The following is a 26,176-nucleotide window of genomic DNA, read 5'->3' as shown; positions in this document are numbered from 1 at the left end:
TTGTAAAATAGGCATTTTTCAAACAAGTATAACTTATGCCACAAAAAATGAGAGTAAGTAACCAAAGAGAATATAATGAGTTTCTAAAAAAAAGAGGAAATGTTTTTCATTTTGTTAATCAAGCCATAGAAAATTGGTATGAAAATAGTCCAAAAGTTGCAGGTGGCAATAACACTTATAGTGATAAAGTTGTAATTTTAATACACATAATAGTTCATCTTTTTAGAATTGGCTTGAGACAAGCTGTAGGTTTTGTAAAAGGTTATATGGTACAAATAGGCAAAAAACTTAAGATTATCAGCTATACACAAGCTTCCAGAAGATTTAAAAAGCTTAATTTGAAGATTGATGACCATAGAAGCAATAAAGATGATCTGGAAAATGTTGAAATTGCCGTAGATAGCACTAGAGTTAGTATCTACAATAATAACGGTGGGCATAGTAAGCTTAATATTCGAAAAAGAAAATACAGTGGTTATGGTCAAGTAAGAAAATTACATGTTATTTTAAACATAAATGATAAGAAAGCAATAAGCATGAACTACACTAGTGGTGTTGCTGTAGACTATTTGCCGGTCTGCGATATGTTAGAAGAAGTCAGTGATAAATATAACATTTGTTCTATTCGAGCAGATGCGGCTTATGATATAAAAAGTGTGTATAAAGAATGCAGAAAATACAATATTGTGCCTATTATTCGCCCTAGGAAGGATACTAAAATTTGTTTAGCTGACTACTTATCAGAAAGAAACAAGTATATTAGTAGAATTAGGTCATATGAGAATTATGAAGATGGTATTAATGAATGGAAGAAAAAAGTTAAGTATGGAGCACGGTCTTATATTGAAGTCTTTTTCTATAGGTTGAAGCAAATATTTGGGTTTGGCTTGAAAAATAAATCAGAGGTAAATCGTGAAAAAGAGCTGTTAATTAAGTGCTACTTACTGAACAAATTTACTGATATTGGTATGGCTAAATTTAAATTAGCTGCGTAAGTTCATTGTGATTTACATGCCTATCAGTGCTATGCAACAAAGCCATTCGGATTTATACTATCCAAATCTCCTATTACAAGATCAGGTTTTACACCAATTGATAGAAGCTTGTTTGCTCCTCCATCTACAGCAATAACAGGTATATCTTGTTTAAAAAACGATGAATCAGGCATTTCTCCATTTAGTACTACAATAGAACGATATTCTTGCTCCACGCTACAATGTAGCATATGGTTATAAAACGCTCCGTGCAGTTTTTGCATCGTAGTAACATTTTTGAACAATTGATATTATACTGATCACTAATCCAGCAATATTACTGAGTATCACAAAAGTTAAACCCTGACAAATACCGTAAATAAGCCAAGATGATGAACAAATAAGATAATTCACCAACATTAGCATCGATATGTCACGAGTAAGTTTTGTGATATATGCTCTATATACTTGAGGCAATAACCCAATGAGAGATGTAATGAACGCGATGAAGCCAAAGCATTCTTCAATATTTATATACATACATTTTCCTACGTTTGTTTTAACAAGATCAGGTTCAAAGGGTTGTACTTTATGTACTCTCAGCTTTTTTAGAGCACCCCTAATGCGTGTAATTTATAACATCATTTAGTCTATTAATCAAGAAATTAACAGTGACTTGCATTCATGAAACCCAATCGGCTTCTATGCTAATTATTATCCAAACTAATAGTCGGCTGTGCATCCTGCTCAGAGATCAGAGCAACTAGCAAATTGTTTATCAATTGAACCTTTTGTTTTCCATCCAATTGTAAGCTTTTATTTTTTTCAAAATGGGCTATTACTTCTTCGATAATTCCTATTGCATTTTGCACTATATGCTTTCTTGCAGAGGTGATGGCATGCGCTTGTTGACGCCTCAGCATTGCTTGTGCAATCTCAGATGAATAGGCCAAATGCGATATTCTCGCTTCTGCAATTTCAATTCCAGCAATATTCAATCTTCGTTGTAGCATTGATCTCAATTCATTTGAAATTTTATCAGAATTTTTACGCAAAGATTCCTCATCGTTTTCGCTATCATACGGATAATTACTTGCCAGTTCTCTAATTACCGAGTCACTTTGCACAAAAACAAAATCATGATAATTATTAACATTATAATATGCCTTCGCAGGACTGCTAACTCTCCAAACAATTACTACTGAAATCTCTATCGGACTTCCATTAGCATCATTAACTTTAATTTTTTCTGTGTTAATATTCTGAAATTTCAGAGACACTCTATATTTACTCGAAAACGGAAGCGTTACGCATATTCCAGACTTAAAATAAGTTCCAATATAATGACCAAAAAACTCTATCACTCTTGCTTCATTAGGGTCATTAACGAAAAGTGCCTGAAGAAAAGTCAAAATTGAAACAGCAGCAACTCCAAGTGCAATTGTGCTGTCATACACAAAAAGTACCAATAAAATTAACCCTAGCGCTATTAGTACAGGAAAAGCCTGAATTTTACTTAGATTTCTATCACTTATCGTATTTTTATCTGTGCTGTCTTTATCAGATTGCTTTTTCACTTGCACCCTCTCTGCTGATTATTTCATCTACCTTACTTACAAATAATTTAAACTCTCTTAATTCACGATCAGGCAACTTTATCTCATTGCCATGAGCTATCGTAAGCGGATCAATATGTTTACCATTATATATAACTTCATAATGTAAATGAGGTCCTGTTGCAACACCAGTGCTGCCAACATAAGCAATGATCTGCCCCTGCTTTACTTTAGAGCCTAACTTTATATCGCTACTAAATTTGCTTATATGTGCGTAACAAGTTGAATATTCATTTTTGTGTTTTATTTTGATGTAATTTCCATAGCCACCATTCTTTCCTATATATTCTATTACACCCTCTGCAGCAGCATATATGGGACTGCCAAGCTTAGCTGCATAATCTACTCCTTTGTGAAAAGCAATTTTACCGCGAACAGGATGCTTTCTATTACCAAATTTCGAAGATATACGAAAATCTCCGTTTAAAGGATTTACAAAAATTTCGCTACTCTTCAAGCTTACCCCCTCTTTATTAAAATACACTTCTTTTGCTTCTTGTGACTCATAATGATACAAGCTAATGACCTTTTTATCTGTTGTCAGTGAAGTATATAAAATTTTTTCTTCGGCCTTCTGATTACTGAGTGATTTTTCACACAGCACCTCCAATTTGCTTTTGGGCACAATGTCTTTTTTAAAATCTACACCATAACCTTTATATATGTCGATTAATCTCATTACTGTATTTGGCGCCAAATCTTCTGCGTCAAAAAAAGAGGATTTTATGTCACTGGATATGAATAACAACTTTCTATCACTTTCTGTCACCAAAGCAGCTTTTTTTTTCCTGATCCCGTGCTGAAGTAACGCTGGAAAGTGGTTTAGGTTGCTTTCTGTTATTCCAGTGCTTGAACAGTTTTTTAATCGAAAATGTTGTATAGCGTGCTGTTTACAATCAATTTCCAGTGTCTGGGCACTGGAATGACAATAGTATTTCTGCGCAAATGTTTCAGTTGCATATGCTGGTAAAATACAAAGCAGTGGAAGTATTACCAGCCTCATAGTTTATCAGCAAAAATAAAATTACCTTCAACATACTGCACATCATCATTATCTTCTAGCTCTTCAACTAATGTAGATAATTTATCAATTAATTCTTTGTCGCTCACTTCAATCAGGTCCTTTGGTTGCCATGAAAGACGAGCAAGTTCTGGTTCTCCAAATTTTGTATAGAAAGCATCACGTACTTTACCAAAGTCTTTTACTTCACAAGTTATAACATATAATTCTTCTTTGTTATTTTCCTCAACATTCAATACTTCTAATTCAATTCCATAGTTAAATAAATCTTCAAAATTTATACCCTCTGCTTTATAGACAATTAAGCCTACATGATCGAAAAGGTAACTCACACATCCTGTTTCTCCCAAATTACCGCCTTTGCGAGAAAAGATATAACGTATCTCAGAAGCAGTTCGGTTGCGATTATTCGTCAGAGCATGAACAATAATTGCAGTACCAGAAGGTCCGCAGCCTTCATATTGTATTTCTTCATAATTTTCTCCAGCAACGTTACCAGTTGCATTTTTTATTGCTGTTTCTATTTTATCTTTTGGTAGATTTTCCTTTCGCGCAGCAAAGATAGCAGAGCGAAGACGTGGATTAAGCTCGGGATCAGGTAGCCCTTGTTTTGCAGCAACTGTTATTTCCCTAATGAGCTTCGTAAATTTTTGCGAGCGCTTTGCATCCTGAGCACCTTTTCGATGTTTTATATTTGAAAACTGTGAATGACCAGCCATAAGAAAACTAATTCACCCCTTCTACTAACATATTTTCATACTGCTCAGCTTCTAAGTCAAGGCCAAGAGCTAAGTGAGCTGTTATTAAATAACTAATAACTCTAGAAGAATATTTAGAATCTTTATCGCTTATCATATCTTGAAAACGCTTAATTGCTGCTAAATATTCACCACGCTTTAGGTAAAATTCACCAATAGAATACTCTTTTTTTGATATATGTTCTGTGATTAATTTTTCTTTTTCTTTTATCTCTTCTATATATTCGCTATTCGGAAAAAGATTAATATATTCAGTAGCTAGCTCTAAAGTTTTATATGCAATTTGTTGCCCAAGCTGCACTTTGTTAATTTGCATGTAATAAGATAATACTCTTAAGTAATATACATATGGCAAATCTTCACCATTTGGATAAACGTATATATAATCATCCATATCACTTGCAGCACCGCTGTATTTACCCATATTATAGTGAGAAACCCCAGACAATAATTTGGCTTTCATTGCCCAATAAGATAAAGGATACAAATCCTCTATCTTTTGAAATGCTCTAATAGCTTGCTTATATTTTTTCTGATCATAAAGCTTAACTGCCTCCTCATATAGTTCAGTTTCAGTGTGTTCAAGATCATTCGCATACGACTGCGTGAAGGGGCAAGTCAGAAGAAAAAAGCATATGATTAAAGTCTTATACATAAGATTTTTTTTGATCAAAATAAAGTATAGACTAAATATTACCTAAATAAACAAATTTTTGGCATTATCATCGAACGAAAAGCGTCTCTTGGCCACCATTACCTATATTGCTCGCACCACCACCTATTGCAACACCCTTTCCACTCACTTCTACGTTCTCTAGCTTTCTACTATAAGAATGTGTAATCAATCCACTTCCTACCATCAAAAGAGCAATACCTACCAGACCTAAAGCAGGCCCAACAGCAGATGATGCTAATGCTACTCCAGAAATCAATATTATTCTCCTGATTAGTAATAAAGAAGAACCAGCGAGCATTAACTTAGCTGCAGACATATTGCTTGTCTTTTTTTCAGATTTCTCATCAAAGCCTTGCTCTTTTTCTACTTCAGAATTTTTATTTTTCTTGTACTCACGATAGCAAAAAGTAGCACTCGCTACAAAGTAAAATAGACTAGAAATTGAAAAAGCTACGTCTTCTATTATTCCTTGTGCCAATGCTTCGCTTACTATGCTAGCCACAATAACTAATGTAACTAAAGCAGCATCAGCATAGTTAAAGTAATCATCAACTGTATAAGGAATATCTCTCTTTTCTTTTTCTCCATCTTCAATATTCCCCAACTCTCGTTCTTTTTCTGCTATTTTTCTATTATTATAAATTAAATATAGTGTGCAAATAAGATATAAAGTTGTAAAAGGTAATATAGTATGGCTCAATGCGCTACTTATAAGGCCAAGTAATACCTGACCGCTACATGTTTTTTCGAGCTCAATTGCCATCAGCAATGCAAATGGAACCATTGTTGCCAATGATACACATTTTCTATTTAGCTCTCTTTTTTTTAACGTTAATAACTCCTGTTCCAGCTTCTGCTTTTTTTTTCCTTCTTCAAGTATTAATAATTCTTGCTCAAGTTTTTTTCTCTTTTTTTCTTCTTCATCAACTGTTGACCAGAAATCTCGAAAAAAATCCTCTATTGTAGTATCTTTCTCAGAACTTGATCTCTTAAAGAAAGACTCAGTATTAAAGCTATCTATAATAATACCAGTCATACAAACTTGACTAATTTATAAACTAATACATTATACAAGATTTTAACTAATCAGTCAATATTGTGAAATTATTAACTTTCTTTGTATACTCTTAAGTAATTTAGTCAATCTGTTTGATGCCAGCTAGAACGTAATTATAGCCTGACCACATAGTCATAACAGCCGCAGCCCATAAGCAAACCACACCTATATATTTAGTTGCTTCATAATCACTCATTATTAACGCTACTATAGCAACCATCTGCAAAAATGTTTTAATTTTCCCAGCCTTACTCACAGGTAAACTAACGTTTGTAGCTATCAAGAACTCCCGCATACCTGAAACTAATATCTCCCTACAAACAATTATAACTGACGGTATAATTGTAATATCATCTATCTTGTGCTTATAAACTAGCATGATTATTGTTGAAGCTACTACTAACTTGTCGGCAATTGGATCAAATAACTTGCCAAAATTCGATTGGACTTTCCATGCACGCGCTAAATAACCATCAAAAAAATCTGTAATGCACGCAAACATAAAGATCAATATTGTTATTAGACTTGCATACTTACTCTCTATATAAAAGCTTGATATTATTGCCGGTATTGCGAGCGCACGAGAAATTGTTAGCAAATTAGGCACGTTTTTCTTAAGCATGTCACATCACCCTACGTAGTAGATAAATTTATACAGAAGTACAATAGAGTTCACAAGCTAATAGTTGAACATTCATAAAAACCCCATATACTTAGGAAATTACTAACAATAAGCTCAAAGCATGAATAATGATTTAGATAACACCACAAAACAAGAAGCACTTAAGTACCATAATAAAAGTGGTAAACCTGGTAAGGTATCAGTTATACCAACAAAACCCTTATCCACACAGCATGACCTATCACTTGCTTATTCCCCTGGTGTTGCAGCCCCATGCCTTGCAATAGCTAAAAATCCTAAAGCTGTTTATGATTACACGGCAAAAAGCAATTATGTGGCTGTCATTTCAAATGGCACCGCAGTGCTGGGACTTGGCAATATCGGTCCTCTTGCTTCAAAACCCGTCATGGAAGGAAAAGCTGTTTTATTTAAGCGTTTTGCTGACATTGATGCAATTGATATAGAAGTTGACACAGAAAACATAGAAGATTTCATCAATGCAGTAAGGTATCTTGGTCCAAGTTGGGGGGGGATAAATCTAGAAGATATAAGATCTCCTGATTGTTTTATAATAGAGAAACGTCTAAATGAGTTGATGGATATTCCGGTGTTCCACGATGATCAACATGGCACTGCAGTAGTTGTTGCAGCTGGTATAGAAAATGCCCTCGATATTGCTGAAAAGAAATTAGAGAATGTCAAGATCATCATGAATGGTGCTGGAGCAGCTGGTATTGCGTGTTTGGAAATACTAAAGTCCATGGGCGCTAAGAACATAGTGCTATGTGACAAACAAGGAGTAATACACAAAGACAGAAAAGAGGACATGAATAAGTGGAAGGAAAAATATGCAATTGACACTAAAGAACGTTCTCTACTTGATGCCATAAAAGGCGCTGATGTATTCATCGGACTCTCTGCAAAGGATGTGCTCAGCGAAGAGATGTTAAAAAGCATGGGTAAAGACCCGATCATTTTTGCTCTTGCTAATCCTGATCCAGAAGTAAGGCCTGAATTTGCAAAGTCTGTCAGGCCAGATGCAATAATTGCAACTGGTAGGTCAGACTATAACAACCAAGTCAATAACGTAATGGGGTTTCCTTATATATTCAGAGGAGCACTTGATGTACATGCAACGACAATAAATGAAGAAATGAAAATTGCAGCTGCAGATGCAATAGCGAAGCTTGCCCGCGAATCAGTGCCAAATGAGATATCTGCAGCCTATGGCGGTCGTAAAATGAGCTATGGACGTGAATATATAATACCTACTCCATTTGATCCAAGATTAATTTCTATGGTATCTCCTGCTGTTGCAAAAGCTGCCGTTACCTCAGGTGTGGCAAGAAAGGAAATAGAGGACTGGAATGAGTATGCAAGTCAATTAAAATCTCGTCTTGCTAGTGCTCTCAGCACGCTGAATCTATTGTCTTCACAATAATCAATTGCATATTTTAGACTTATAATTAAAATAAACCAATGACTATTACAATTCACGAGTTAGAGAAAATTATCAAACAATCATTTCCTGATGCTGATATAAAGATTAAGGACCTTGCTGGAGATGATGATCATTATCATTTAAAAATAACTTCCAAGTGTTTTTCTGGAAAGACAAAAATAGAACAACACAGAATGGTATATAAGGCTCTTGAAGGTCAGTCTATACATGCATTGCAACTAGAAACTGGAGCTTAAAATTAAGGTGATATTTATGAACAACTTTGAACAAATAAAAAAAGACATAGCAGAAAACGATGTAGTGCTGTATATGAAAGGCACCTCTGACTTTCCTCAATGTGGATTCTCTGGACTCGTCGTGTCAATTCTCAAAAAATTGAATGTAAAGTTTAAATGCATCAACGTACTTGAGAATGATGAAATACGTCAGTCCATAAAAAGTTTCTCTGATTGGCCAACAATTCCACAATTATATATAAAGGGAGAGTTTGTTGGTGGCTGTGACATAACCCGCGAGATGTATGAAAAAGGTGAGTTACAAAATTTGCTAAAAGAGAAAAAGATTACACAAATACATCAAGAGATGGGCTAGTATACCTCAGTCTCGGTTACACATGCCCATTTATCTCTTTTACATCACATTTTCAACTTATTGTCTTTGTGCCTTTCTTGATTTGGCATAAGATTCTACTTTTGCCTCTTAGTCGTACCTGGAGCAGTATCTCCGTCACTTTCTAAGCTATCATTAGAAGAAGCTCTCCTGTCGCTTTTTAAATTGTCATTGGAAATATCCATATCTTTAGCTTCTATGTTAGCACTTTGCTCAATAAGATTTAACTTTTTGGATAGTTTCTTCCGCAACTGCAGTCATCTTTTGGCCTAATTGTGGTTGCATTAGAGAACTTACTATTTCCATGTGATTTCTTTCGCGAGCTAGATCTAAAGGTGTTTTATTATTCTTATTTTTAGCTTCTATGTTAGCATGTTGACCCAGGAGAAATTCACAAAGCTCTAAGTGATTATAACGAGCAGCATAGTGTAAAGGTGTCCATTTATCATCATCAGCATCATCAACTCCTATTCCTTTACTAAGAAAAAATTCCACTATATCTTTATAAACTGCTTTAGCAGCAGCATGTATAGGCTTTTTACTATCACTAGTAGCTTTAGCATTAATATTAGCTTCTTTTTCATTCACAAGAAATTCAACAATTTCTTTATGGCCTCTCTCAGCAGCACGGTGCAATGGCGTCCATCCATTATTGTCTTTAGCTTCTATGTTAGCATGTTGACCCAGGAGAAATTTAGAAAGCTCTAAGTGGTTATAAGCAGCAGCATAGTGTAAAGATGTCCATTTATCATCATCAGCATCATCAACTCCTATTCCTTTACTAAGAAAAAATTCCACTATATCTTTATAACCTGCTTTAGCAGCAGCATGTATAGGCTTTTTATTATCACCATTAGCTTTAGCATTAATATTAGCTTCTTTTTCATTCACAAGAAATTCAACAATTTCTTTACGGCCTTTCCATGCAGCATAGTGTAAAAGTGTCCATCCATCATCGTCTTTAGCTTCTATGTTAGCACGTTGATCAAAATGTATGTATAACATATTAGCAAAATGGCAGAAAAGAAGTTTTGGGTTTTTATTTGGCTGAAAGTGAAGTTCTGGTTGGGAGTACTAAATGACCTAAAGGAGAGAGGAGTAGATGATATTCTGATAGCTTGTGTTAAAAAGCTTTCCTACAGCTATAAATAGCGTATTTCCTAAAGCAGAAATGTATAGTACATCAGATAAGAAATTCACTGAAATATGTATCGAGCAAAAGTTTTCATGAATGATTTGAAAAAAACATATCAAGTAGAGAAATAGCCGAAAATTATTTGCTTGAGCTAGAGGAAAAATGGGAAGAAAAATATACTTTAGTTTTGGCAGAATAATTGGGAAAATTTGTCTAGTTATTTAAAATATTCTGGCCCTGTAAGAAAGTTAATTTATACCACAAATCCTATTGAGGGACTACATAGACAGATCAGAAAATTTACTAAAACCAAGGGCTCATTTACTAGCACAAATGCCTTGTATAAACAGGTATATTGTGCTATGAAGAAGGCAGGAGAGAAATGGACTATGCCTATACATGATTGGGCTTTAACTATCTCTCAACGTAACCGTTCACGCAATGGCGTCAACTTAAGAGCCTTCATTAGCAGACTCTCCTAAAGACATGATGGCGTTTAGGCTTATCAACTTTGTCCATTCACGGTATAAGAAAGTAGTTTACAAAAATTGCATAATTAGTATAAAAAACAATAAACTAGATAGATGAGGGGTTGATGATAGAGGTGCTACAAGAAAAGATTGTGGTATTGGAGTCAGAAGTTGGTACTCTGAAAGCAGAGAATGATAAGTTAAGGACAAAAATAATTGAGCTAGAGGATAAGCTGGGTTTAAATTCAAAAAATTCATCGCTGCCACCATCGCAAGATGTATATCGCAAAAAGACAAAAAAGAAGAGCGATAAAAAACCAGGCGGGCAGCCAGGACATGAAGCGCACAAGCGGGAATTGATGGTAGCAGATGAGGTGGTAAAATGTTCAATTGATACAATTTGCATGTGTGGAAGCCAAGTTATTTTAGAAGAAGAAACTGTGCATCAAAAGGTTGAATTGCCAAAAATTAAACCGATAGTGACTGAATATAGGCTACAAAAAGGCTACTGTAAGGCGTGTAAGAAAAGGATCTCAGCTAGTCTGCCTGAAGGTGTGACAAGGGATCTTTTAGGAGCTAATGCAAAAGCAGTAATTAGCAGTTTTAGTGGATTTTTTATCAATTCAAAAAGGGAAGTACAGCAAATTTTGAGCAGCATATTTAATCTGAATATAAGCCTAGGTTTGGTATCAAAGACCGAGGGTAGAGTATCAGAAAAATGTATATCTGAATACGAAAAAATAAGAGAAGAGCTACGGAAAAGCAAGTATTTACATATAGATGAAACAAGCCATAGGAACCAGGGAAAGAAAGGTTGGAGTTGGGTAGTAACGAATAAAACAGCAACACTTATGAAGTTAGTTGGATCTCGCGGAAAGAAGATATTAAAAGGGCTATTGCCAGAGTATGATGGAATAGTTATAAGCGATAGGTATGCTGCGTATAATTACTTTAATCGTGAAAACAGACAGATATGCTGGGCCCATTTAGCAAGGGACTTTGAAAGGTTTTTTTACAGTAAAAATGTTGAAGTGAGCAGAATTGGCGCAGCATTAAAATCGCTGAGCAACAGGGTATTTGTGGTAGATAGAGCACGTAAACAAAACCTGATAGACAATTTAAGATTTTTCCGGTTAATGAGGAAGATTCGAAAAAGGGTGAAACATTTTTTGCGAGAGATAACAAGGGTTGCAAAAGGAACTCAGGCCTCGAGAATGGCTGCCAATATACTACGTTCTGAAGATATGATGTGGAGATTCGTGCGCAATCCTGATCTGATCGAGACAACCAATAACCTTGCAGAACGTCAGGCTAGACGGTACGTCATTTATCGTAAAAATAGTTTTTTCACTTGGTCAGAACGTGGAGAAAAGTTCATTGAAAGAATGCTTTCGATATTTTTGACTGCACGTTTGAATGATCAGAATCCTGTCCAGAAACTACAGAATTTAGTCGCTATTCCTGCCTAATTGGGAATATTCCGTGAACGGTTACAGGAGAACCTTGCTGCAAAACGGTCCTTATGACCAAGAGTATGTACGGTTCCTCCTCTCTGCGTGTCTTTATACCGCCATTTCGTGACATTTATAAAGACTTGTTTTTAACATATAAGAGTATGTAATAAAAGAATTACAGCAAATTTACCCGAAGGTGTTGCAAGAGATTTTCTAGGACCCAATGCTAAAACAGTTATAAGCAGCCTTAGCGGCTTTTTTATTAACTCAAAAAGAGAGGTACAGCAAATTTTGGGCAGTATTTTTAATCTAAATATAAGCCTTGGTTTAGTCTCAAATACTGAACGCAGGGTATCGAAGAAGTGTGCATCTGAATATGAGAAAATGAAGGAAGAGTTGCAAGGAAGCGAGTATTTGCATATAGACGAAACAGGGCACAGAAATCAAGGAAAGAGAGGCTGGAGTTGGGTAATAACAAACAAAGCGTTGACACTTCTGAAGGTAAGCGAGTCTCGTGGTAAGAAGGTGTTGAAGAGTTTACTGCCAGAATATGATGGTATAGTTGTGAGCGATAGATACGCTGTATACAATTACTTCAATCGTGAAAATAGACAGATATGTTGGGCACATCTGGCAAGAGATTTTGAGAGATTTGCCCATAGTAAAAATGTTGAAGTGAGCAAAATTGGCCAAGCACTAAAATCGCTCAGCAATAAGGTGTTTGTAGTAGATAAGGCAAAAAAACAAAATTTGATAGATAATTTGAGATTTTATCGACTGGTGCGAAAAATTCGGAAAAGGGTAAAACATTTTTTACGTAAAATGACGAGGGTTGCAAATAGCACTCAAGCTTCAAGAATGGCCGCTAAGATGTTACGATCTGAGGATATGATGTGGAAGTTTTTAAGAAAACCTGAAGTGATAGAAACAACTAATAACCTTGCAGAACGGCAAATTAGACGGTACGTAATTTATCGTAAAAACAGCTTTTTCACCTGGTCAGAACGTGGAGAAAGATTCGTGGAAAGAATGTTGTCGATATTTTTGACATCACGTCTAAATGGCCAGAACCCCTTTCAAAAGCTACAGAATCTAGTAGCTGTCACTGCTTAGTTCTTTAATTCATTCTCACAATCCGTGAACGGTTACCTTTAATTTTAGTCAGCTTGCTGAGTAGCTGAATTAACGTAGCATTGATCTATTGCCACATTGGTCAAGATTCCAATTCCACCACCTACAACTGCACCTACAGCTCCTAATGCTAGTTGAGTACCAATTCCAGCAGAAGACCCAATGATTAATGGAGCAAGAAAATATAATGCTAAAGCACAAGATATTGCAGCTACGCTTATAACAGCCAGTTTTCTTGGGCAAAAATCTTCTGATGCATTAACTTGAGCTTTATATTCGTCCCAGTAGACTGATAACTCTTCTTGATTATTAAGAAGATCTAGTTTATTTGACCGTGAGTTATGTTCCAAAATATATCGAATTGCAGCTTTTCCTATATCTGTATGCCCTTTAGTAACGGCATAATTTAAAACACCTTCTGCTTTTTCCCTTCCAACATTAAGATTAGCACCAGCTTTTATTAATAATTCTACTATCTCTGGAGTGTCAAAAAATATAGCAGTATCTAGAGGAGTTTTTTCATTACAATCTTTGATATTTGAGTTTGCTTTTTTTTCTATTAAATAACTTATAAATCCTAAAGCTTCATTAGCTTTTTCAGGGTTTAGGATTGTATTTTCTGCTGTATTTATATTCTTTTTGTATGCTCGAATTGCAAAAAATAGTGCTGTCTGACCTTTTAGTGCACCACTATCTATACTTGACATCCAATAACCATCTTCCTCTTGATTTACTATGTTTACATCTGCAACGTTTTCTATTAAAGCCTTAGCTCCTTTTAAATTGCCTTGTGCAATTTGCAGATGAAGTAAGTAACGACCAAGATGATCAGTTGCATTAGGATTTGCACCTTGTTCAATCAAATACCTTGCAATTTTATCATTAAATTTGTGATCATAAGTTGCAGATTCTAGAGGCTTAGAATTTTGCTGTAACTCATCTTTACCTATTAAGCTATTCATCTGACAGATTGATTTTACTGACTCTAAATCTCTGCTTTGAACTGCCTTTGTGACTGCAGCGCTAAAACTTATACCCTTTTCTATTAGATATTTAGCCATTTCACTATCAACAGCATAACCTAATAAATTTGTACTGTTTGCAGAATTAACCTCAGCAACAACATCTTTAATAATAGGACTATTTCCCTCGAAAATTGATTTTACTTTTTCTAAGTCGTTCTTGGTAACAGCGCTAGAAAGTTCCTTTAATAAAGAACCTTTCTTCTTATTTTCAGCTAGAATTTTCTGTAGTTCTTCAGAATTCATAAATACACCTCAACATACATAATAAAGAGAGTATACCCAAATCAGAATCACTTGTGAAGGATTTTTGGATATTAGCTTGCCCAAAGGTTAATTTATTTTATAATCTTTCTGTATTCTAGAAATTTCAATTAAATGAACTGCTATAAAACTCACGCGTGTAATGAATTAAGGAAGAATGATGTAGAAAAGGAAGTTACTCTCTCTGGGTGGCTGTACCGTAAACGTGACCATGGTAACCTAATCTTTGTTGATTTAAGAGATTTTTATGGAATTACTCAACTGGTATTCAATAATGACAAAGACTTTTTTGGTGAAATTTCAAATTTAAAATCGGAAAGTGTGATTACTGTCACAGGAACAGTCAAAGCTAGAACTGAAGATACGGTAAACAGCTCTATTTCCACAGGAGAAATTGAAGTTATAGTTAGTAATTTACAAGTTGAATCGGAAGTTGAGTTCCACTGTGATGAAGAAATAGCAAAAGAAGAAAGGAGTATATTAGCAAGTATCGCCGGCGAGCAAGAATACCCAGAAAACATGAGATTTAAATACCGTTTTCTTGATTTAAGACGTGAAAAGGTTCGTAATAACATTATTCTGCGTTCACAGATCATTTCAGAGCTCAGGAGGCTCATGATAGAGCAAGGATTTTTGGAAATTCAAACTCCAATACTTACTGCCTCTTCTCCTGAAGGTGCACGTGACTACTTAGTGCCAAGCAGACTAAATCCTGGTAAATTCTATGCATTACCACAAGCTCCACAGATTTTTAAGCAGTTGCTTATGGTTTCAGGGTTTGATAAATATTTTCAAATTGCACCTTGTTTTCGTGATGAGGACGCAAGGGCTGACCGTTCTCCTGGGGAGTTTTATCAGCTCGACCTTGAAATGTCTTTTGTGACTCAAGAAGATATATTTCAGGTTATTGAATCTACTTTATATAAAGTGTTCGCGAAATTTTCTCGCAAGTCTGTCGATAAAGATTTTCCACGTATTACATACAAAGAAGCAATGCTCAAATATGGATCTGATAAGCCAGATTTGCGTAATCCATTATTAATTAGCGATGTAACAGAAATTTTCCGTGATTCAGAGTTCAATATTTTCAAAAGCAATATTGAACGCGGTATGGTAGTGAGAGCCATTCCTGCTCCTAAAACAGCAGAGGAACCTCGTAGCTTTTTTGATAAAAAAATAGAACATGCACAAAAGGAATTCGGTGCTAAAGGTCTTGGATATATAACGTTCGATAAAGATGGAATTGCAAAAGGACCAATTGCTAAATTCCTTGATGACAATAGGTTAAATTCCATAAAAGAAATAACAAATATAGAACCTGGAGATAGTGTATTTTTTGCTTCTGATAAGGAAAATGAAGCAGCAATAATTGCAGGGAAAGTGCGTATTCTTTTGGGATCAGAACTAGGTCTTATAGATGACAATATCTTCAAATTCTGTTGGGTGATTGATTTTCCTTACTTTGCGTATGACGATAAAAGTAAAAAAATTGATTTCTTTCATAATCCATTTTCTATGCCACATGGTGGCTTGAAAGATTTAGAAGAAAAGAATCCACTGGATATCCTTGCTTACCAATATGATCTTGTTTGCAATGGAATAGAGCTGTCAAGTGGAGCAATTCGTAATAACAAACTAGATATTATGTACAGAGCTTTTGCCATTGCAGGCTACAGTAAAGAAGAAGTTGATACAAAATTTGGTGCGCTTGTGCGTGCATTTAGGTTTGGAGTGCCACCTCATAGTGGAATAGCACCAGGAGTTGATAGAATGGTTATGCTACTTGCTGATGAGCCGAACATTCGTGAAGTAATCTGTTTTCCTATGAATCAGCAAGGTGAAGATGTTCTAATGGGTGCTCCTTCTAAAGTAGAGGATAAGCATTTACGTGAGTTGTCTTTAAAGGTTGTTGAATAAAAATTTTTATAGCGGAGTGTGGTAAACTGGAAGTTATGAACAATATTCAAAAAGCAATACTATCAAGCATAATCTGCAATATGATTATATGGTATGAAGTAACTCTGTTTGGAGTTTTAACGCATATAATAAGCAACGTTTTTTTTCCTTCAGAAAGTGATTCTTTAAGCACAATCAAATTTCTTGGCAGTTTTGCAATTGGATTTGGATTTAGACCACTTGGTGCATTTATTTTTGGTTACATTGGAGATAAATACGGCAGAAGGAAAATTTTGCTGACTTCCGTAATATTAGCTTCGATATCATCTACTGCAATTGCGATTATACCAAGCTTTAAAGAAATAGGAATATTTTCTCCTATACTGCTTCTGCTTTGTAGAATAACACAAGGAATGGCAGCAGGTGGAGAAACAAGTATCAATTCAGCTTTTTTAATAGAGCATTCAAGCGATAAAAAAAATCTAGGCTTTTTAGGTAGCATGAAAGCTTTTAGTGGTGCTCTTGGTTCTATTACATGCTTTGTAATGATAGCTGTTTGCAAAAAGTTTACAGGTGAAAATTATGAAATTTGGGGCTGGAGGTTGCTCTTCTATTTCTGCTCTGTTATGGGTGTAATAGGCTTTTTAATAAGGTACATAATGGAAGAGAGTCTAGCATATAAAACTCATGACCAAAATAAAAGCTTATCTAATTCTCCCTTTTTAGAATTAATCAAGAATTATAAAAGAGCATTTGTGATAGCAATTGGACTTGGCATTGCTCAAAACGCAATTGTTTATTCAGTAATCATGTTTTACAACATATCTGTAAAAGAGCTTATTCTTTCAGATATTGATATTAAAAATGTAGTAAGGATTATGGTTGAAATTACATTTGGGACGTCTGCAGTGCTGTTTGCAATACTGTCTGATAAAGTTGGAAGAAAAAACGTGATCATTCCTACGTTATTAGCTTTAGCTTGTGTCAGTTTGCCGGTACTTTCGCTATTATCAAATGATAACCACTATATTGTAACGCTCACTTTTCTATTAATAAGTGTGCCGATAGGCGCATCTTTTGGAATATATAATTCTCTCGCCTGCGAGTTATTTCCAACAAAAGTTAGATGCACTGGCTTTAGCCTCGCACATAACATATCTGCAGGTATTTTTGGCGGCCTTTCTCCATCGATATGCATGTGGCTTATAGAAAAAACTGAAACAAAACTTGCAGCAGGCATTTATCTTACTATCTGTGCATTAATTAGCCTAATATCTGTACTTCAAATTAAAGCCAAAGATAGAAAAGTTGATTGGTGAAATCGTTTCAGTTGAAAGATAGCACTTCAATAGATTTTTCGATGTGCCTAGGGATAGGTGCAGTAATAGTGATTTCTTTATTGCTTGGTAATTTTAAAGATAAAGAATGCGAATGAAGGTGGATCTGATTTACTACCCCATCGATAAAAGCTTTTTTACCACCATATTTACCGTCACCAAGAATAGGGCAATTTATATGAGCTAAATGTGCACGCAACTGATGTGTCCTGCCGGTAATTGGTTGTAATTTTAAATAAGCAACATTATGTTTTAATCTTGATATAATTGAAAAATGCGTAGTGGCATTTTGAGGTGAGTCTTCATCAATAACTACTTTTTCTTGCCCTGAAATATATTTTTTCACCAACGGGTAGTCTATTATTCCATTATCTTTGCTCGGTATACCAGAAGTTAATGCTAGGTAAGTTTTTTTTATCCTCCGTCCTTTAAATTCTTCCATAAGGTATCTTGCAACACTGGCATTGCGCGCGAATATTATTACTCCGCTTGTATCTCTATCAAGTCTATGGACAATTTTAAATACTTCCCCTTCTCTTATTTGGTCAAGCAAGTCACTAATGCTAATTTTTACCTTTATACCGCCTTGAACGATTATTCCTGCTGACTTGTTTATAGCTAATATATACTCGTCTTCATATAGTATGTTGTCTCTCAGTAAATTTACTAATTTTTCATTATATTTACGATCAGAATTAGTGTTTTCAATATAATCTAAGTATCTTATCGTTATAGTTTGCCCAGAATTCACTCTATCGCTGGATTTTGCCGTGCAATTATCAACCTTGATTAATCCTTTCCTTAAAGACTTCTCAATTGCAGATTGTTTCAAATTGGGAAAAATTCTTCTAATGTACCTATCGAGCCTAACGTTATTGTCTTCTACTAATATGGTTTTGATACCTTCTGACATCTTACTTATAAAAATTTTATTGTGTAAACTAAAATCTAACATACCTAATGTACTCCTCAGTTTCAGCTACTTGCATCGAGTGCTGCGTGCTGGAATTTAGAGGATTATTTAACTCTTTATAACAGCTTCATATTTTCCTACAGCTGAGTAAAGTGGTAACAATGATAGTTTCTCGATCATAGAGAGGTGAGTATTAGGCTCTTTAGTACTATGGCCTGGACACGCTTCAGTGTTAGGCCCTGACTTCATACACTCAATGCCGTTAGCTAAAGATGTTACTCTTCCTACATTAACATTTTTAGTGCGATATGACCACCTGTAAGGACTATGTAATATTTGTTCTTTTACTCCATCCATTTCATCTGGACACGCTTTAGTGTTAGTCCCTAACTGCACACATTTAATGCGGTCAGTTATAAGTGCTACTCCTTTTCCATTAAGTTTAGCGTTATACTGTAATTGTTCAATTTGATTAGCTTGATCTCTTATCATACGTTCAAAGCTGATAGATAGATTATGTGATTCTATTTCTCTCAACATATGTGATTCTATGTGTTGCACTGTCATTAATTTTTTGTTTCTGAGTATACTTGATTCTAAGTCAAGCTGTGTAAGTATAGCTATTGCTCTTTGTTCTGCTTCCACTAGAAGATTACTTATACCTTGACGTTCAGCTAAATCTCTTACAGTTTCACCACAGTGATCAGGCAATGAAGTATTTGCGCGATAACATAGTAAGGTCATTACTACTATCCAGTGTCTACGTTCGACAGCATAAGCTAAAGGAGATTGCCCAGAGCTATCCTGTGCATTAACATCTACTCCATATAAAATTAAGATCCTTACTACTTCCGGATGGTTATACTTGGCAGCTTTATGTAAAGCAGTTGATCCTAAATCATCATCTGCATTAGCATTTACTCCAGCTTCTAATAGAGCATGTACCATTAGTGTATCACCATGTCTGGCAGCACAACGTAAAAACTCAGCTCCCATCAATTTCATCACATCCTTCCATATTCCAAGTTGTATCATAGTAGTTACTGCTTCTAGATAATTATATGGACAAATAGAAAGTAATATTTTCTGTGAATCATTCGTCTCAATACTTGCTCCATGGGCTATTAGATAATACATTACTTTTCTATTGCCTTTTGTAGCAGCACAATTAAAAGGAGTCCATCCCCATGCATCCTTATGGTTAACATTTGCTCCATATTTTATTAAGAGCTCTACTGCTCCCACATTACCATTCGTAGCAGCAATATGTAAGGGAGATCGTCCAATTAAATTATCCTCTAGATTAACATCTGCTCCATGTTCTGATATGCACTTTAATAGGTCTTCTAATATTGAAATATCGTTCTTTGTAACAGCCCAATATAGAGGAGTCCATCCAAATACATCTACTATCTCAATATTTTTGTCGATATTCTTGTCGTTTTTTATTATACAATCCACCATTGCTCTATCAACATTTGCAACAGCAATATGTAAAGGAGTAAGTTTAAGCGCCCCATTCTTCTTAACATCTGCTCCATTATTCATTAAGAACCTTACTACTTCTTTATGGCCATTCCTGGCAGCTTCATATAAAGCAGTCAAGTTCATCAGATCTTCCACATTAGGATTTACCTTCTTCGTTACTAAGATTTTTATTATTTCTATATCGCCATTTACAGCTGGCTGATATAAAGTAGTCAGTTGAGATGAATCCAACAGATTAACATCTGCCCCTTTTTCTATTAGCTTGCGTGCTACTTCTATGTTCCTATCTTCAACAGCCCAATGTAAAGCAGTCCATTTGAACAACGGACTTGTTGCATTAATATCGACTCCTTTTACTTTAAGCATAGCATTGATTAAATTGTTCAGCTCAAAATCAATAGCTAAATATAATAACGTGTATGAAAAGCGTTCATGCAAACGATCTATTTCAAACCAATAATTTACATTAAACTCATTTTCTTCCCACTCTTTATACACATTTCCACTTTCTTTCTTTAGTCTATTTAGTGTTTCTAGTATCTTTTGTGTATCTAGCATCACTGGTACCTTTTTTGAGATCTTTCGTGCATTTAGCACATCCTCTAGCGCCACTGCTTTTGATTCTTCTGATGTCTCTTGTACACCTAACCTTTTTAGCATTCTTTTTACCATCTGTTGCGCATTTGATACACTTGACTCCTTTAGTATCTTTTTTACTTCTTCTTTTGTCTGCGGTACATTTACCACCTTTAGTCTCTTTTTTAATGGCTCTTGTGTCTCTTGTACTCTCGCCTGATACTTCTAATCCATGCGATATCTCTTCTAACATTCTTGATGTTTCTGCTTGCCCTAGTATCTTTACTTCCTTTAATAGCTCTTTTATTCTTTCAATTACATTGTCTTTACTTAAATTTACCTCTTGATCAATTACACCTAATATTATGTTACACTGTTCATATGTCATTACCATAGCTTTACCTCATACTATAGAGTATTTTTTGATGCTATATATTATGGTAGAATAGTCAACGCATTTTCCATAGCGTAACTTGAGAGTCTAAAAGGACTGTTATTAACTTACAGAAAACCAAGCTTGCCTGAAACCACTTAATTGATTATAATCATAGGTTTTAAGGCAGTAAAATGACAGCTTTTTTTCCTTTGGTTATTTTTTTAATCTTATACCTTGGAAGTGGTGTCTATTTTTCCTTTATTGGAATTGATAATCCGCTTCGCCAAGTTTCACCGGTAATTTGCCTACTACCGGCGCTATTTTTTGCTGTTGCATGCAGTGCAGGTAAAATTCAACGTAACATCGATACTGTCATCGAGGGTATGGGCGATAAAAACACCCTTACTATGTGTTTAACTTTTCTATTTTCTGGAGCATTTTCTGTGGTGACTCAATCAATTGGTAGTGCAGATACTGTTGCTGATTTAATTCTCAATTTCCTTCCAGCAAGATTACTACTGCCTGGAGTATTTTTGGCTTCTGCTTTTATATCAACTGCAATTGGTACGTCTATGGGAGTTGTTGTATTAATGGTACCAATAGCTGTTAACTTAGCAAAAAGTGGGGCTTTTGGTCTTAAAATAGGAACTGCAACTGTAGTTGGAGGTGCCGTATTTGGTGATAATCTTTCAATGATATCTGACACTACTATTGCATCTGTTTCTTCACAGGGGGCCACGATAAAGGATAAACTTAAAGTGAATTCTAAAGTAGCATTTGTTGCCAGCATTATAACGCTTGTCTATCTGGCAATTATGGCAGATAGTACAAAAATTATTCCTACATCAAATTTAGATTATTTATCAGTAATAAAGATTATTCCTTATATTTCTTTAATAATCATGGGGTTATTTGAAGTTACTACTTTAGTAACAATAACTATAAATATAATTGTTGCTAGTGTATTAGGGATGACTTTTTTTGACTATACTATCATTCAACTCTCTCATGACATATATGACGGTTTCAAAAAAGTAAACGAGATAGTGATATTTGCTCTATTTATTGGCGGATTGAGTCATATAATGTACAAGCAGGGTCAAAAGGCATTACACAAACTTATCGATGAAAGCAATATCACAAAAACTAAAGCTGAATTTGTAATAGCGGGCATAGCATCTATGTTTACTGTTTTAGTTGCTAATAATACCATTGCTATTTTATTAAGTGGCGATATTGCAAAAAGGCTCGCGCAAAAGCATAATATTCCGTCATACCGTAGTGCATACTTGTTAGACATTTTTGCTTGCGTTACAAAAGGCATTTTGCCTTATGGTTCCCAGCTGCTGCTAGCAGGTAGCATTGCTTCTGTCTCACCTATTTCTTTGTTAACACAAGTGTATTACTGCTTTATTTTAGCAGCAGTTACAGTAGGTGAAATAATCATCAATGGCAGACGTTGCGCGGCTACAACTTAATGTACGAAGATTTCTCTTCATATTACATTTTTGTGCCCATAAGAAATGGTAACCGTTCACGGATTGTGAGAATGAATTAAAGAACTAAGCAGTGACAGCTACTAGATTCTGTAGCTTTTGAAAGGGGTTCTGGCCATTTAGACGTGATGTCAAAAATATCGACAACATTCTTTCCACGAATCTTTCTCCACGTTCTGACCAGGTGAAAAAGCTGTTTTTACGATAAATTACGTACCGTCTAATTTGCCGTTCTGCAAGGTTATTAGTTGTTTCTATCACTTCAGGTTTTCTTAAAAACTTCCACATCATATCCTCAGATCGTAACATCTTAGCGGCCATTCTTGAAGCTTGAGTGCTATTTGCAACCCTCGTCATTTTACGTAAAAAATGTTTTACCCTTTTCCGAATTTTTCGCACCAGTCGATAAAATCTCAAATTATCTATCAAATTTTGTTTTTTTGCCTTATCTACTACAAACACCTTATTGCTGAGCGATTTTAGTGCTTGGCCAATTTTGCTCACTTCAACATTTTTACTATGGGCAAATCTCTCAAAATCTCTTGCCAGATGTGCCCAACATATCTGTCTATTTTCACGATTGAAGTAATTGTATACAGCGTATCTATCGCTCACAACTATACCATCATATTCTGGCAGTAAACTCTTCAACACCTTCTTACCACGAGACTCGCTTACCTTCAGAAGTGTCAACGCTTTGTTTGTTATTACCCAACTCCAGCCTCTCTTTCCTTGATTTCTGTGCCCTGTTTCGTCTATATGCAAATACTCGCTTCCTTGCAACTCTTCCTTCATTTTCTCATATTCAGATGCACACTTCTTCGATACCCTGCGTTCAGTATTTGAGACTAAACCAAGGCTTATATTTAGATTAAAAATACTGCCCAAAATTTGCTGTACCTCTCTTTTTGAGTTAATAAAAAAGCCGCTAAGGCTGCTTATAACTGTTTTAGCATTGGGTCCTAGAAAATCTCTTGCAACACCTTCGGGTAAATTTGCTGTAATTCTTTTATTACATACTGGCTTTGTTGCATAGCTAGTGTTGGTTGAGGTTATTGTAAGGAGAAAAGCTTATGGTTACTAACGCATTTTGTTGTAAAATAGGCATTTTTCAAACAAGTATAACTTATGCCACAAAAAATGAGAGTAAGTAACCAAAGAGAATATAATGAGTTTCTAAAAAAAAGAGGAAATGTTTTTCATTTTGTTAATCAAGCCATAGAAAATTGGTATGAAAATAGTCCAAAAGTTGCAGGTGGCAATAACACTTATAGTGATAAAGTTGTAATTTTAATACACATAATAGTTCATCTTTTTAGAATTGGCTTGAGACAAGCTGTAGGTTTTGTAAAAGGTTATATGGTACAAATAGGCAAAAAACTTAAGATTATCAGCTATACACAAGCTTCCAGAAGATTTAAAAAGCTTAATTTGAAGATTGATGACCATAGAAGCAATAAAGATGATCTGGAAAATGTTGAAATTGCCGTAGATAGCACTAGAGTTAGTATCTACAATAATAACGGTGGGCATAGTAAGCTTAATATTCGAAAAAGAAAATACAGTGGTTATGGTCAAGTAAGAAAATTACATGTTATTTTAAACATAAATGATAAGAAAGCAATAAGCATGAACTACACTAGTGGTGTTGCTGTAGACTATTTGCCGGTCTGCGATATGTTAGAAGAAGTCAGTGATAAATATAACATTTGTTCTATTCGAGCAGATGCGGCTTATGATATAAAAAGTGTGTATAAAGAATGCAGAAAATACAATATTGTGCCTATTATTCGCCCTAGGAAGGATACTAAAATTTGTTTAGCTGACTACTTATCAGAAAGAAACAAGTATATTAGTAGAATTAGGTCATATGAGAATTATGAAGATGGTATTAATGAATGGAAGAAAAAAGTTAAGTATGGAGCACGGTCTTATATTGAAGTCTTTTTCTATAGGTTGAAGCAAATATTTGGGTTTGGCTTGAAAAATAAATCAGAGGTAAATCGTGAAAAAGAGCTGTTAATTAAGTGCTACTTACTGAACAAATTTACTGATATTGGTATGGCTAAATTTAAATTAGCTGCGTAAGTTCATTGTGATTTACATGCCTATCAGTGCTATGCAACAAAGCCTACATACTCTTATATGTTAAAAACAAGTCTTTATAAATGTCACGAAATGGCGGTATAAAGACACGCAGAGAGGAGGAACCGTACATACTCTTGGTCATAAGGACCGTTTTGCAGCAAGGTTCTCCTCTCTGGTTTATTATACTGAAAGTTCCGAACAACTGGTTGAGCTTTTAGGCTCGTATATAAGGGTGGAAAATGCAGTATACACATTATTTATGGAGGGATTATGAATTTATCAAATATTATTACTGGCATTGATATTAGCAAAAATAAACTAGATATCCATATTCATCCACTTGGACATCATAAAGTATTTGAAAATAACGTTCAAGCTATTGATCAAATAATCGACTTTTTGCGTTTACATAACGTAACCAAAGTTCGACTTGAAGCAACTGGTGGGTACGAAAAATTATGTGCTTATACTTTATTAAGCCATGGTTTTGAAGTATATGTCATTCAACCAAGATGGGTGAGAGATTATGCAAAAAGCCTTGGTATTGCTACTAAAACTGATAAAATAGACTGTAGCATCATCTCACGTTATGTTAGTAATACAGACATGCGTGTCACTCCTTTAAAAGTTAGTAGTATTGACTGTTTGAAGCAAAAATTATCTCGCAGGAATCAACTAGTAGAAATAGCAAAAATACAAAAAACCCAAGCTCATCAAGTAACCGATTTATCTATAATCAAACAAATGGAAGAGCTACTTGCAGTTTTACAAAATCAAATTCAAGTCTTAGAAGATGAGGTAATGGAATTAGTCGATAAAAATCAAGAGCTTAAAAAAAAGTACATGTCAATAACTAGTATACCTGGTGTAGGTGCAATAACAGCTATTACTTTTATTTGTTATCTACCCGAGCTTGGAACTCTCCAACATAAAGAAATATCCAGCCTTTCCGGAGTTGCACCTTTTAATCGAGATAGTGGTTTTAGTAAGGGAAAAAGGTGTATTCAGGGTGGTAGATCACAAATTAGAAAGGTTTTACATATGTGCATTCTTAGTGCGCAAAGGTACAATTCTTATATAAAAATCTTCTTTGATAGGCTATACAATCAATATAAAAAACCATATAAAGTTACCTCTACTGCTGCAATGAGAAAATTACTTATCCTTGCTAACTCTTTAGTAAGAGACGGTAGACTGTTTACTGAGGAGTATAGCCCTAAAACTGCTTCTATATAGCAATAGCATAGCTGTGAATAAGTACGCCCACACAAATTTTAAGTACTTATTCACAGCTACATCAATTTTTCTATTGACTTTTAACACAACTGCTACAATGTCCTCTTTGCAACCTGTACTCAGTTACAATTGGCTTAATTTCTGGCAACTCTGCCTTCTGATGAATAATTTCATCTTCTAAAGTAATCTTACCTCCACACATACAAATTGTATCAATTGTGCATCTCACTACCTCGTCTGCAGCCATTAATTCACGCTTATGCACCTTATGTCCTGGCTGACCTCCTGGTTTTTTATCACTTTTCTTTTTTGCTTTCTTACGATATATATCTCGTGATGGTGGCAGCGATGAGAATTTTGCGAATTTAAGCCCAATTTGTCTTCTAATTCAACTATTTTTGCTTTCAAGCTATCATTTTCTCTGATCAGTGCTTTTATTTCTTCCTTGAGATTAGCCTTTTCTGCTACAACCTTTTCTTGCAGCACTGTTGTCATTTAC

27 protein-coding genes, 2 pseudogenes and 1 riboswitch are annotated in these 26,176 nt (G+C 35.0%); of the genes and pseudogenes, 12 read left to right on the top strand and 17 right to left on the bottom strand.

Annotated features, from left to right (window positions below; translation table 11 throughout):
* The first annotated feature begins 35 nt into the window (after positions 1-35).
* Positions 36-995, top strand: a complete 960-nt coding sequence (locus OPR58_RS02350; protein WP_265022212.1) for an IS5 family transposase — start codon at positions 36-38, stop codon at positions 993-995.
* Positions 996-1,024: 29 nt separating this feature from the next.
* Here OPR58_RS02350 and OPR58_RS02345 read toward each other — a convergent pair whose 3' ends face one another.
* The 8 genes from OPR58_RS02345 to pgsA form a co-directional block, all read right to left on the bottom strand.
* Entirely contained in the window at positions 1,025-1,258 is a 234-nt protein-coding gene (locus tag OPR58_RS02345; protein ID WP_265023211.1) for a motility associated factor glycosyltransferase family protein, read from the bottom strand.
* Positions 1,230-1,514, bottom strand: coding sequence for a SemiSWEET family sugar transporter (locus OPR58_RS02340; RefSeq protein ID WP_010404806.1), 285 nt, complete (start codon positions 1,512-1,514; stop codon positions 1,230-1,232). The genes OPR58_RS02345 and OPR58_RS02340 overlap by 29 nt, the downstream gene beginning before the upstream one ends.
* Positions 1,503-1,605: riboswitch (TPP riboswitch) on the bottom strand. It overlaps the preceding gene by 12 nt.
* Positions 1,606-1,681: 76 nt before the next feature.
* Positions 1,682-2,551: an SPFH domain-containing protein gene (locus OPR58_RS02335; RefSeq protein WP_265023154.1), complete on the bottom strand. Its 870-nt coding sequence runs from the start codon at positions 2,549-2,551 to the stop codon at positions 1,682-1,684.
* The gene (locus tag OPR58_RS02330) at positions 2,535-3,593 is read right to left on the bottom strand and encodes a M23 family metallopeptidase (RefSeq protein WP_265022916.1); all 1,059 of its coding nucleotides are present in this window, start codon (positions 3,591-3,593) and stop codon (positions 2,535-2,537) included. The genes OPR58_RS02335 and OPR58_RS02330 overlap by 17 nt, the downstream gene beginning before the upstream one ends.
* Entirely contained in the window at positions 3,590-4,330 is a 741-nt protein-coding gene (locus OPR58_RS02325; protein ID WP_265022915.1) for a YebC/PmpR family DNA-binding transcriptional regulator, read from the bottom strand. The genes OPR58_RS02330 and OPR58_RS02325 overlap by 4 nt, the downstream gene beginning before the upstream one ends.
* A gap of 7 nt (positions 4,331-4,337) precedes the next feature.
* Complete coding sequence (bamD, locus tag OPR58_RS02320; RefSeq protein ID WP_010404795.1) at positions 4,338-5,024, bottom strand: outer membrane protein assembly factor BamD; 687 nt, start codon at positions 5,022-5,024, stop codon at positions 4,338-4,340.
* Between the two features lie 67 nt (positions 5,025-5,091).
* Positions 5,092-6,081, bottom strand: a complete 990-nt coding sequence (locus OPR58_RS02315) for a hypothetical protein (RefSeq protein ID WP_265022914.1) — start codon at positions 6,079-6,081, stop codon at positions 5,092-5,094.
* Positions 6,082-6,181: 100 nt separating this feature from the next.
* Positions 6,182-6,724 carry a CDP-diacylglycerol--glycerol-3-phosphate 3-phosphatidyltransferase gene (gene pgsA, locus OPR58_RS02310; RefSeq protein WP_010404788.1) on the bottom strand — a complete coding sequence of 181 codons (543 nt, stop codon included), beginning with the start codon at positions 6,722-6,724 and terminating at the stop codon, positions 6,182-6,184.
* Positions 6,725-6,845: 121 nt separating this feature from the next.
* Here pgsA and OPR58_RS02305 point away from each other — a divergent pair, with 121 nt between their 5' ends.
* From OPR58_RS02305 to grxD, 3 genes are read left to right on the top strand one after another with little or no spacing between them, the layout of a single operon-like run.
* Entirely contained in the window at positions 6,846-8,165 is a 1,320-nt protein-coding gene (locus OPR58_RS02305; RefSeq protein WP_265022913.1) for a malic enzyme-like NAD(P)-binding protein, read from the top strand.
* Between the two features lie 38 nt (positions 8,166-8,203).
* On the top strand, positions 8,204-8,422 hold the full coding sequence (locus tag OPR58_RS02300; protein WP_006012412.1) for a BolA/IbaG family iron-sulfur metabolism protein: 219 nt from the start codon (positions 8,204-8,206) through the stop codon (positions 8,420-8,422).
* A gap of 16 nt (positions 8,423-8,438) precedes the next feature.
* On the top strand, positions 8,439-8,777 hold the full coding sequence (gene grxD, locus OPR58_RS02295) for a Grx4 family monothiol glutaredoxin (RefSeq protein ID WP_010404780.1): 339 nt from the start codon (positions 8,439-8,441) through the stop codon (positions 8,775-8,777).
* 231 nt (positions 8,778-9,008) lie between these two features.
* On the opposite strand, the gene OPR58_RS02290 is transcribed toward grxD, so the two are convergent.
* Both OPR58_RS02290 and OPR58_RS11250 read right to left on the bottom strand, forming a co-directional pair.
* The gene (locus tag OPR58_RS02290; RefSeq protein WP_320109898.1) at positions 9,009-9,686 is read right to left on the bottom strand and encodes an ankyrin repeat domain-containing protein; all 678 of its coding nucleotides are present in this window, start codon (positions 9,684-9,686) and stop codon (positions 9,009-9,011) included.
* A 9-nt stretch (positions 9,687-9,695) separates the two neighbouring features.
* A pseudogene (locus tag OPR58_RS11250) lies at positions 9,696-9,800 on the bottom strand (ankyrin repeat domain-containing protein); the annotation flags it as partial.
* Between OPR58_RS11250 and OPR58_RS02285 the strand changes: the two are divergent.
* From OPR58_RS02285 to tnpC (OPR58_RS02275), 3 genes and pseudogenes are all read left to right on the top strand, one after another.
* A pseudogene (locus tag OPR58_RS02285) lies at positions 9,781-10,412 on the top strand (IS256 family transposase); the annotation flags it as partial. The pseudogenes OPR58_RS11250 and OPR58_RS02285 overlap by 20 nt on opposite strands.
* Positions 10,413-10,525: 113 nt before the next feature.
* Entirely contained in the window at positions 10,526-11,869 is a 1,344-nt protein-coding gene (gene tnpC / locus OPR58_RS02280) for an IS66 family transposase (RefSeq protein WP_265022247.1), read from the top strand.
* A gap of 138 nt (positions 11,870-12,007) precedes the next feature.
* Positions 12,008-12,967 carry an IS66 family transposase gene (gene tnpC / locus OPR58_RS02275; RefSeq protein ID WP_320109902.1) on the top strand — a complete coding sequence of 320 codons (960 nt, stop codon included), beginning with the start codon at positions 12,008-12,010 and terminating at the stop codon, positions 12,965-12,967.
* A gap of 44 nt (positions 12,968-13,011) precedes the next feature.
* Here tnpC (OPR58_RS02275) and OPR58_RS02270 read toward each other — a convergent pair whose 3' ends face one another.
* Positions 13,012-14,253 (bottom strand): ankyrin repeat domain-containing protein, encoded by a 1,242-nt coding sequence (locus OPR58_RS02270; RefSeq protein WP_265022911.1) that lies wholly within the window; start codon positions 14,251-14,253, stop codon positions 13,012-13,014.
* Positions 14,254-14,385: 132 nt separating this feature from the next.
* Here OPR58_RS02270 and aspS point away from each other — a divergent pair, with 132 nt between their 5' ends.
* Together aspS and OPR58_RS02260 are read left to right on the top strand one after the other, a co-directional pair.
* Complete coding sequence (gene aspS, locus OPR58_RS02265) at positions 14,386-16,188, top strand: aspartate--tRNA ligase (RefSeq protein ID WP_265022910.1); 1,803 nt, start codon at positions 14,386-14,388, stop codon at positions 16,186-16,188.
* Positions 16,189-16,223: 35 nt separating this feature from the next.
* Positions 16,224-17,486 (top strand): MFS transporter, encoded by a 1,263-nt coding sequence (locus OPR58_RS02260; protein WP_265022909.1) that lies wholly within the window; start codon positions 16,224-16,226, stop codon positions 17,484-17,486.
* 7 nt (positions 17,487-17,493) lie between these two features.
* On the opposite strand, the gene OPR58_RS02255 is transcribed toward OPR58_RS02260, so the two are convergent.
* From OPR58_RS02255 to OPR58_RS02245, 3 genes are all read right to left on the bottom strand, one after another.
* Entirely contained in the window at positions 17,494-18,417 is a 924-nt protein-coding gene (locus tag OPR58_RS02255; protein ID WP_064085499.1) for an RluA family pseudouridine synthase, read from the bottom strand.
* A gap of 108 nt (positions 18,418-18,525) precedes the next feature.
* Complete coding sequence (locus tag OPR58_RS02250) at positions 18,526-20,463, bottom strand: ankyrin repeat domain-containing protein (protein ID WP_265022908.1); 1,938 nt, start codon at positions 20,461-20,463, stop codon at positions 18,526-18,528.
* Positions 20,426-20,875: a hypothetical protein gene (locus tag OPR58_RS02245; RefSeq protein ID WP_246038533.1), complete on the bottom strand. Its 450-nt coding sequence runs from the start codon at positions 20,873-20,875 to the stop codon at positions 20,426-20,428. Before OPR58_RS02245 ends, OPR58_RS02250 begins: the two co-directional genes overlap by 38 nt.
* A gap of 173 nt (positions 20,876-21,048) precedes the next feature.
* On the opposite strand from OPR58_RS02245, the gene OPR58_RS02240 reads away from it, so the two are divergent.
* The gene (locus OPR58_RS02240; RefSeq protein WP_265022907.1) at positions 21,049-22,335 is read left to right on the top strand and encodes a Na+/H+ antiporter NhaC family protein; all 1,287 of its coding nucleotides are present in this window, start codon (positions 21,049-21,051) and stop codon (positions 22,333-22,335) included.
* 84 nt (positions 22,336-22,419) lie between these two features.
* Here the strand turns inward: OPR58_RS02240 and tnpC (OPR58_RS02235) are convergent, their stop codons facing one another.
* Positions 22,420-23,358 (bottom strand): IS66 family transposase, encoded by a 939-nt coding sequence (tnpC, locus tag OPR58_RS02235; protein ID WP_265023147.1) that lies wholly within the window; start codon positions 23,356-23,358, stop codon positions 22,420-22,422.
* Between the two features lie 123 nt (positions 23,359-23,481).
* Between tnpC (OPR58_RS02235) and OPR58_RS02230 the strand changes: the two genes are divergently transcribed.
* Together OPR58_RS02230 and OPR58_RS02225 are read left to right on the top strand one after the other, a co-directional pair.
* The gene (locus OPR58_RS02230) at positions 23,482-24,441 is read left to right on the top strand and encodes an IS5 family transposase (protein ID WP_265022212.1); all 960 of its coding nucleotides are present in this window, start codon (positions 23,482-23,484) and stop codon (positions 24,439-24,441) included.
* Positions 24,442-24,711: 270 nt separating this feature from the next.
* Positions 24,712-25,677 carry an IS110 family RNA-guided transposase gene (locus OPR58_RS02225; protein WP_265022277.1) on the top strand — a complete coding sequence of 322 codons (966 nt, stop codon included), beginning with the start codon at positions 24,712-24,714 and terminating at the stop codon, positions 25,675-25,677.
* A 70-nt stretch (positions 25,678-25,747) separates the two neighbouring features.
* On the opposite strand, the gene OPR58_RS02220 is transcribed toward OPR58_RS02225, so the two are convergent.
* Both OPR58_RS02220 and OPR58_RS02215 read right to left on the bottom strand, forming a co-directional pair.
* Positions 25,748-25,924: an IS66 family transposase zinc-finger binding domain-containing protein gene (locus OPR58_RS02220; protein WP_406846499.1), complete on the bottom strand. Its 177-nt coding sequence runs from the start codon at positions 25,922-25,924 to the stop codon at positions 25,748-25,750.
* Positions 25,924-26,172 carry a DUF6444 domain-containing protein gene (locus tag OPR58_RS02215; RefSeq protein ID WP_265022250.1) on the bottom strand — a complete coding sequence of 83 codons (249 nt, stop codon included), beginning with the start codon at positions 26,170-26,172 and terminating at the stop codon, positions 25,924-25,926. Before OPR58_RS02215 ends, OPR58_RS02220 begins: the two co-directional genes overlap by 1 nt.
* Positions 26,173-26,176: the final 4 nt, after the last annotated feature.

Source organism: Wolbachia endosymbiont (group B) of Ischnura elegans (genome assembly GCF_947251585.1).
Lineage (GTDB): Bacteria > Pseudomonadota > Alphaproteobacteria > Rickettsiales > Anaplasmataceae > Wolbachia.
Note: the sequence above shows the minus strand (reverse complement) of the source record. Positions and strands in the feature narration are given on the sequence as shown.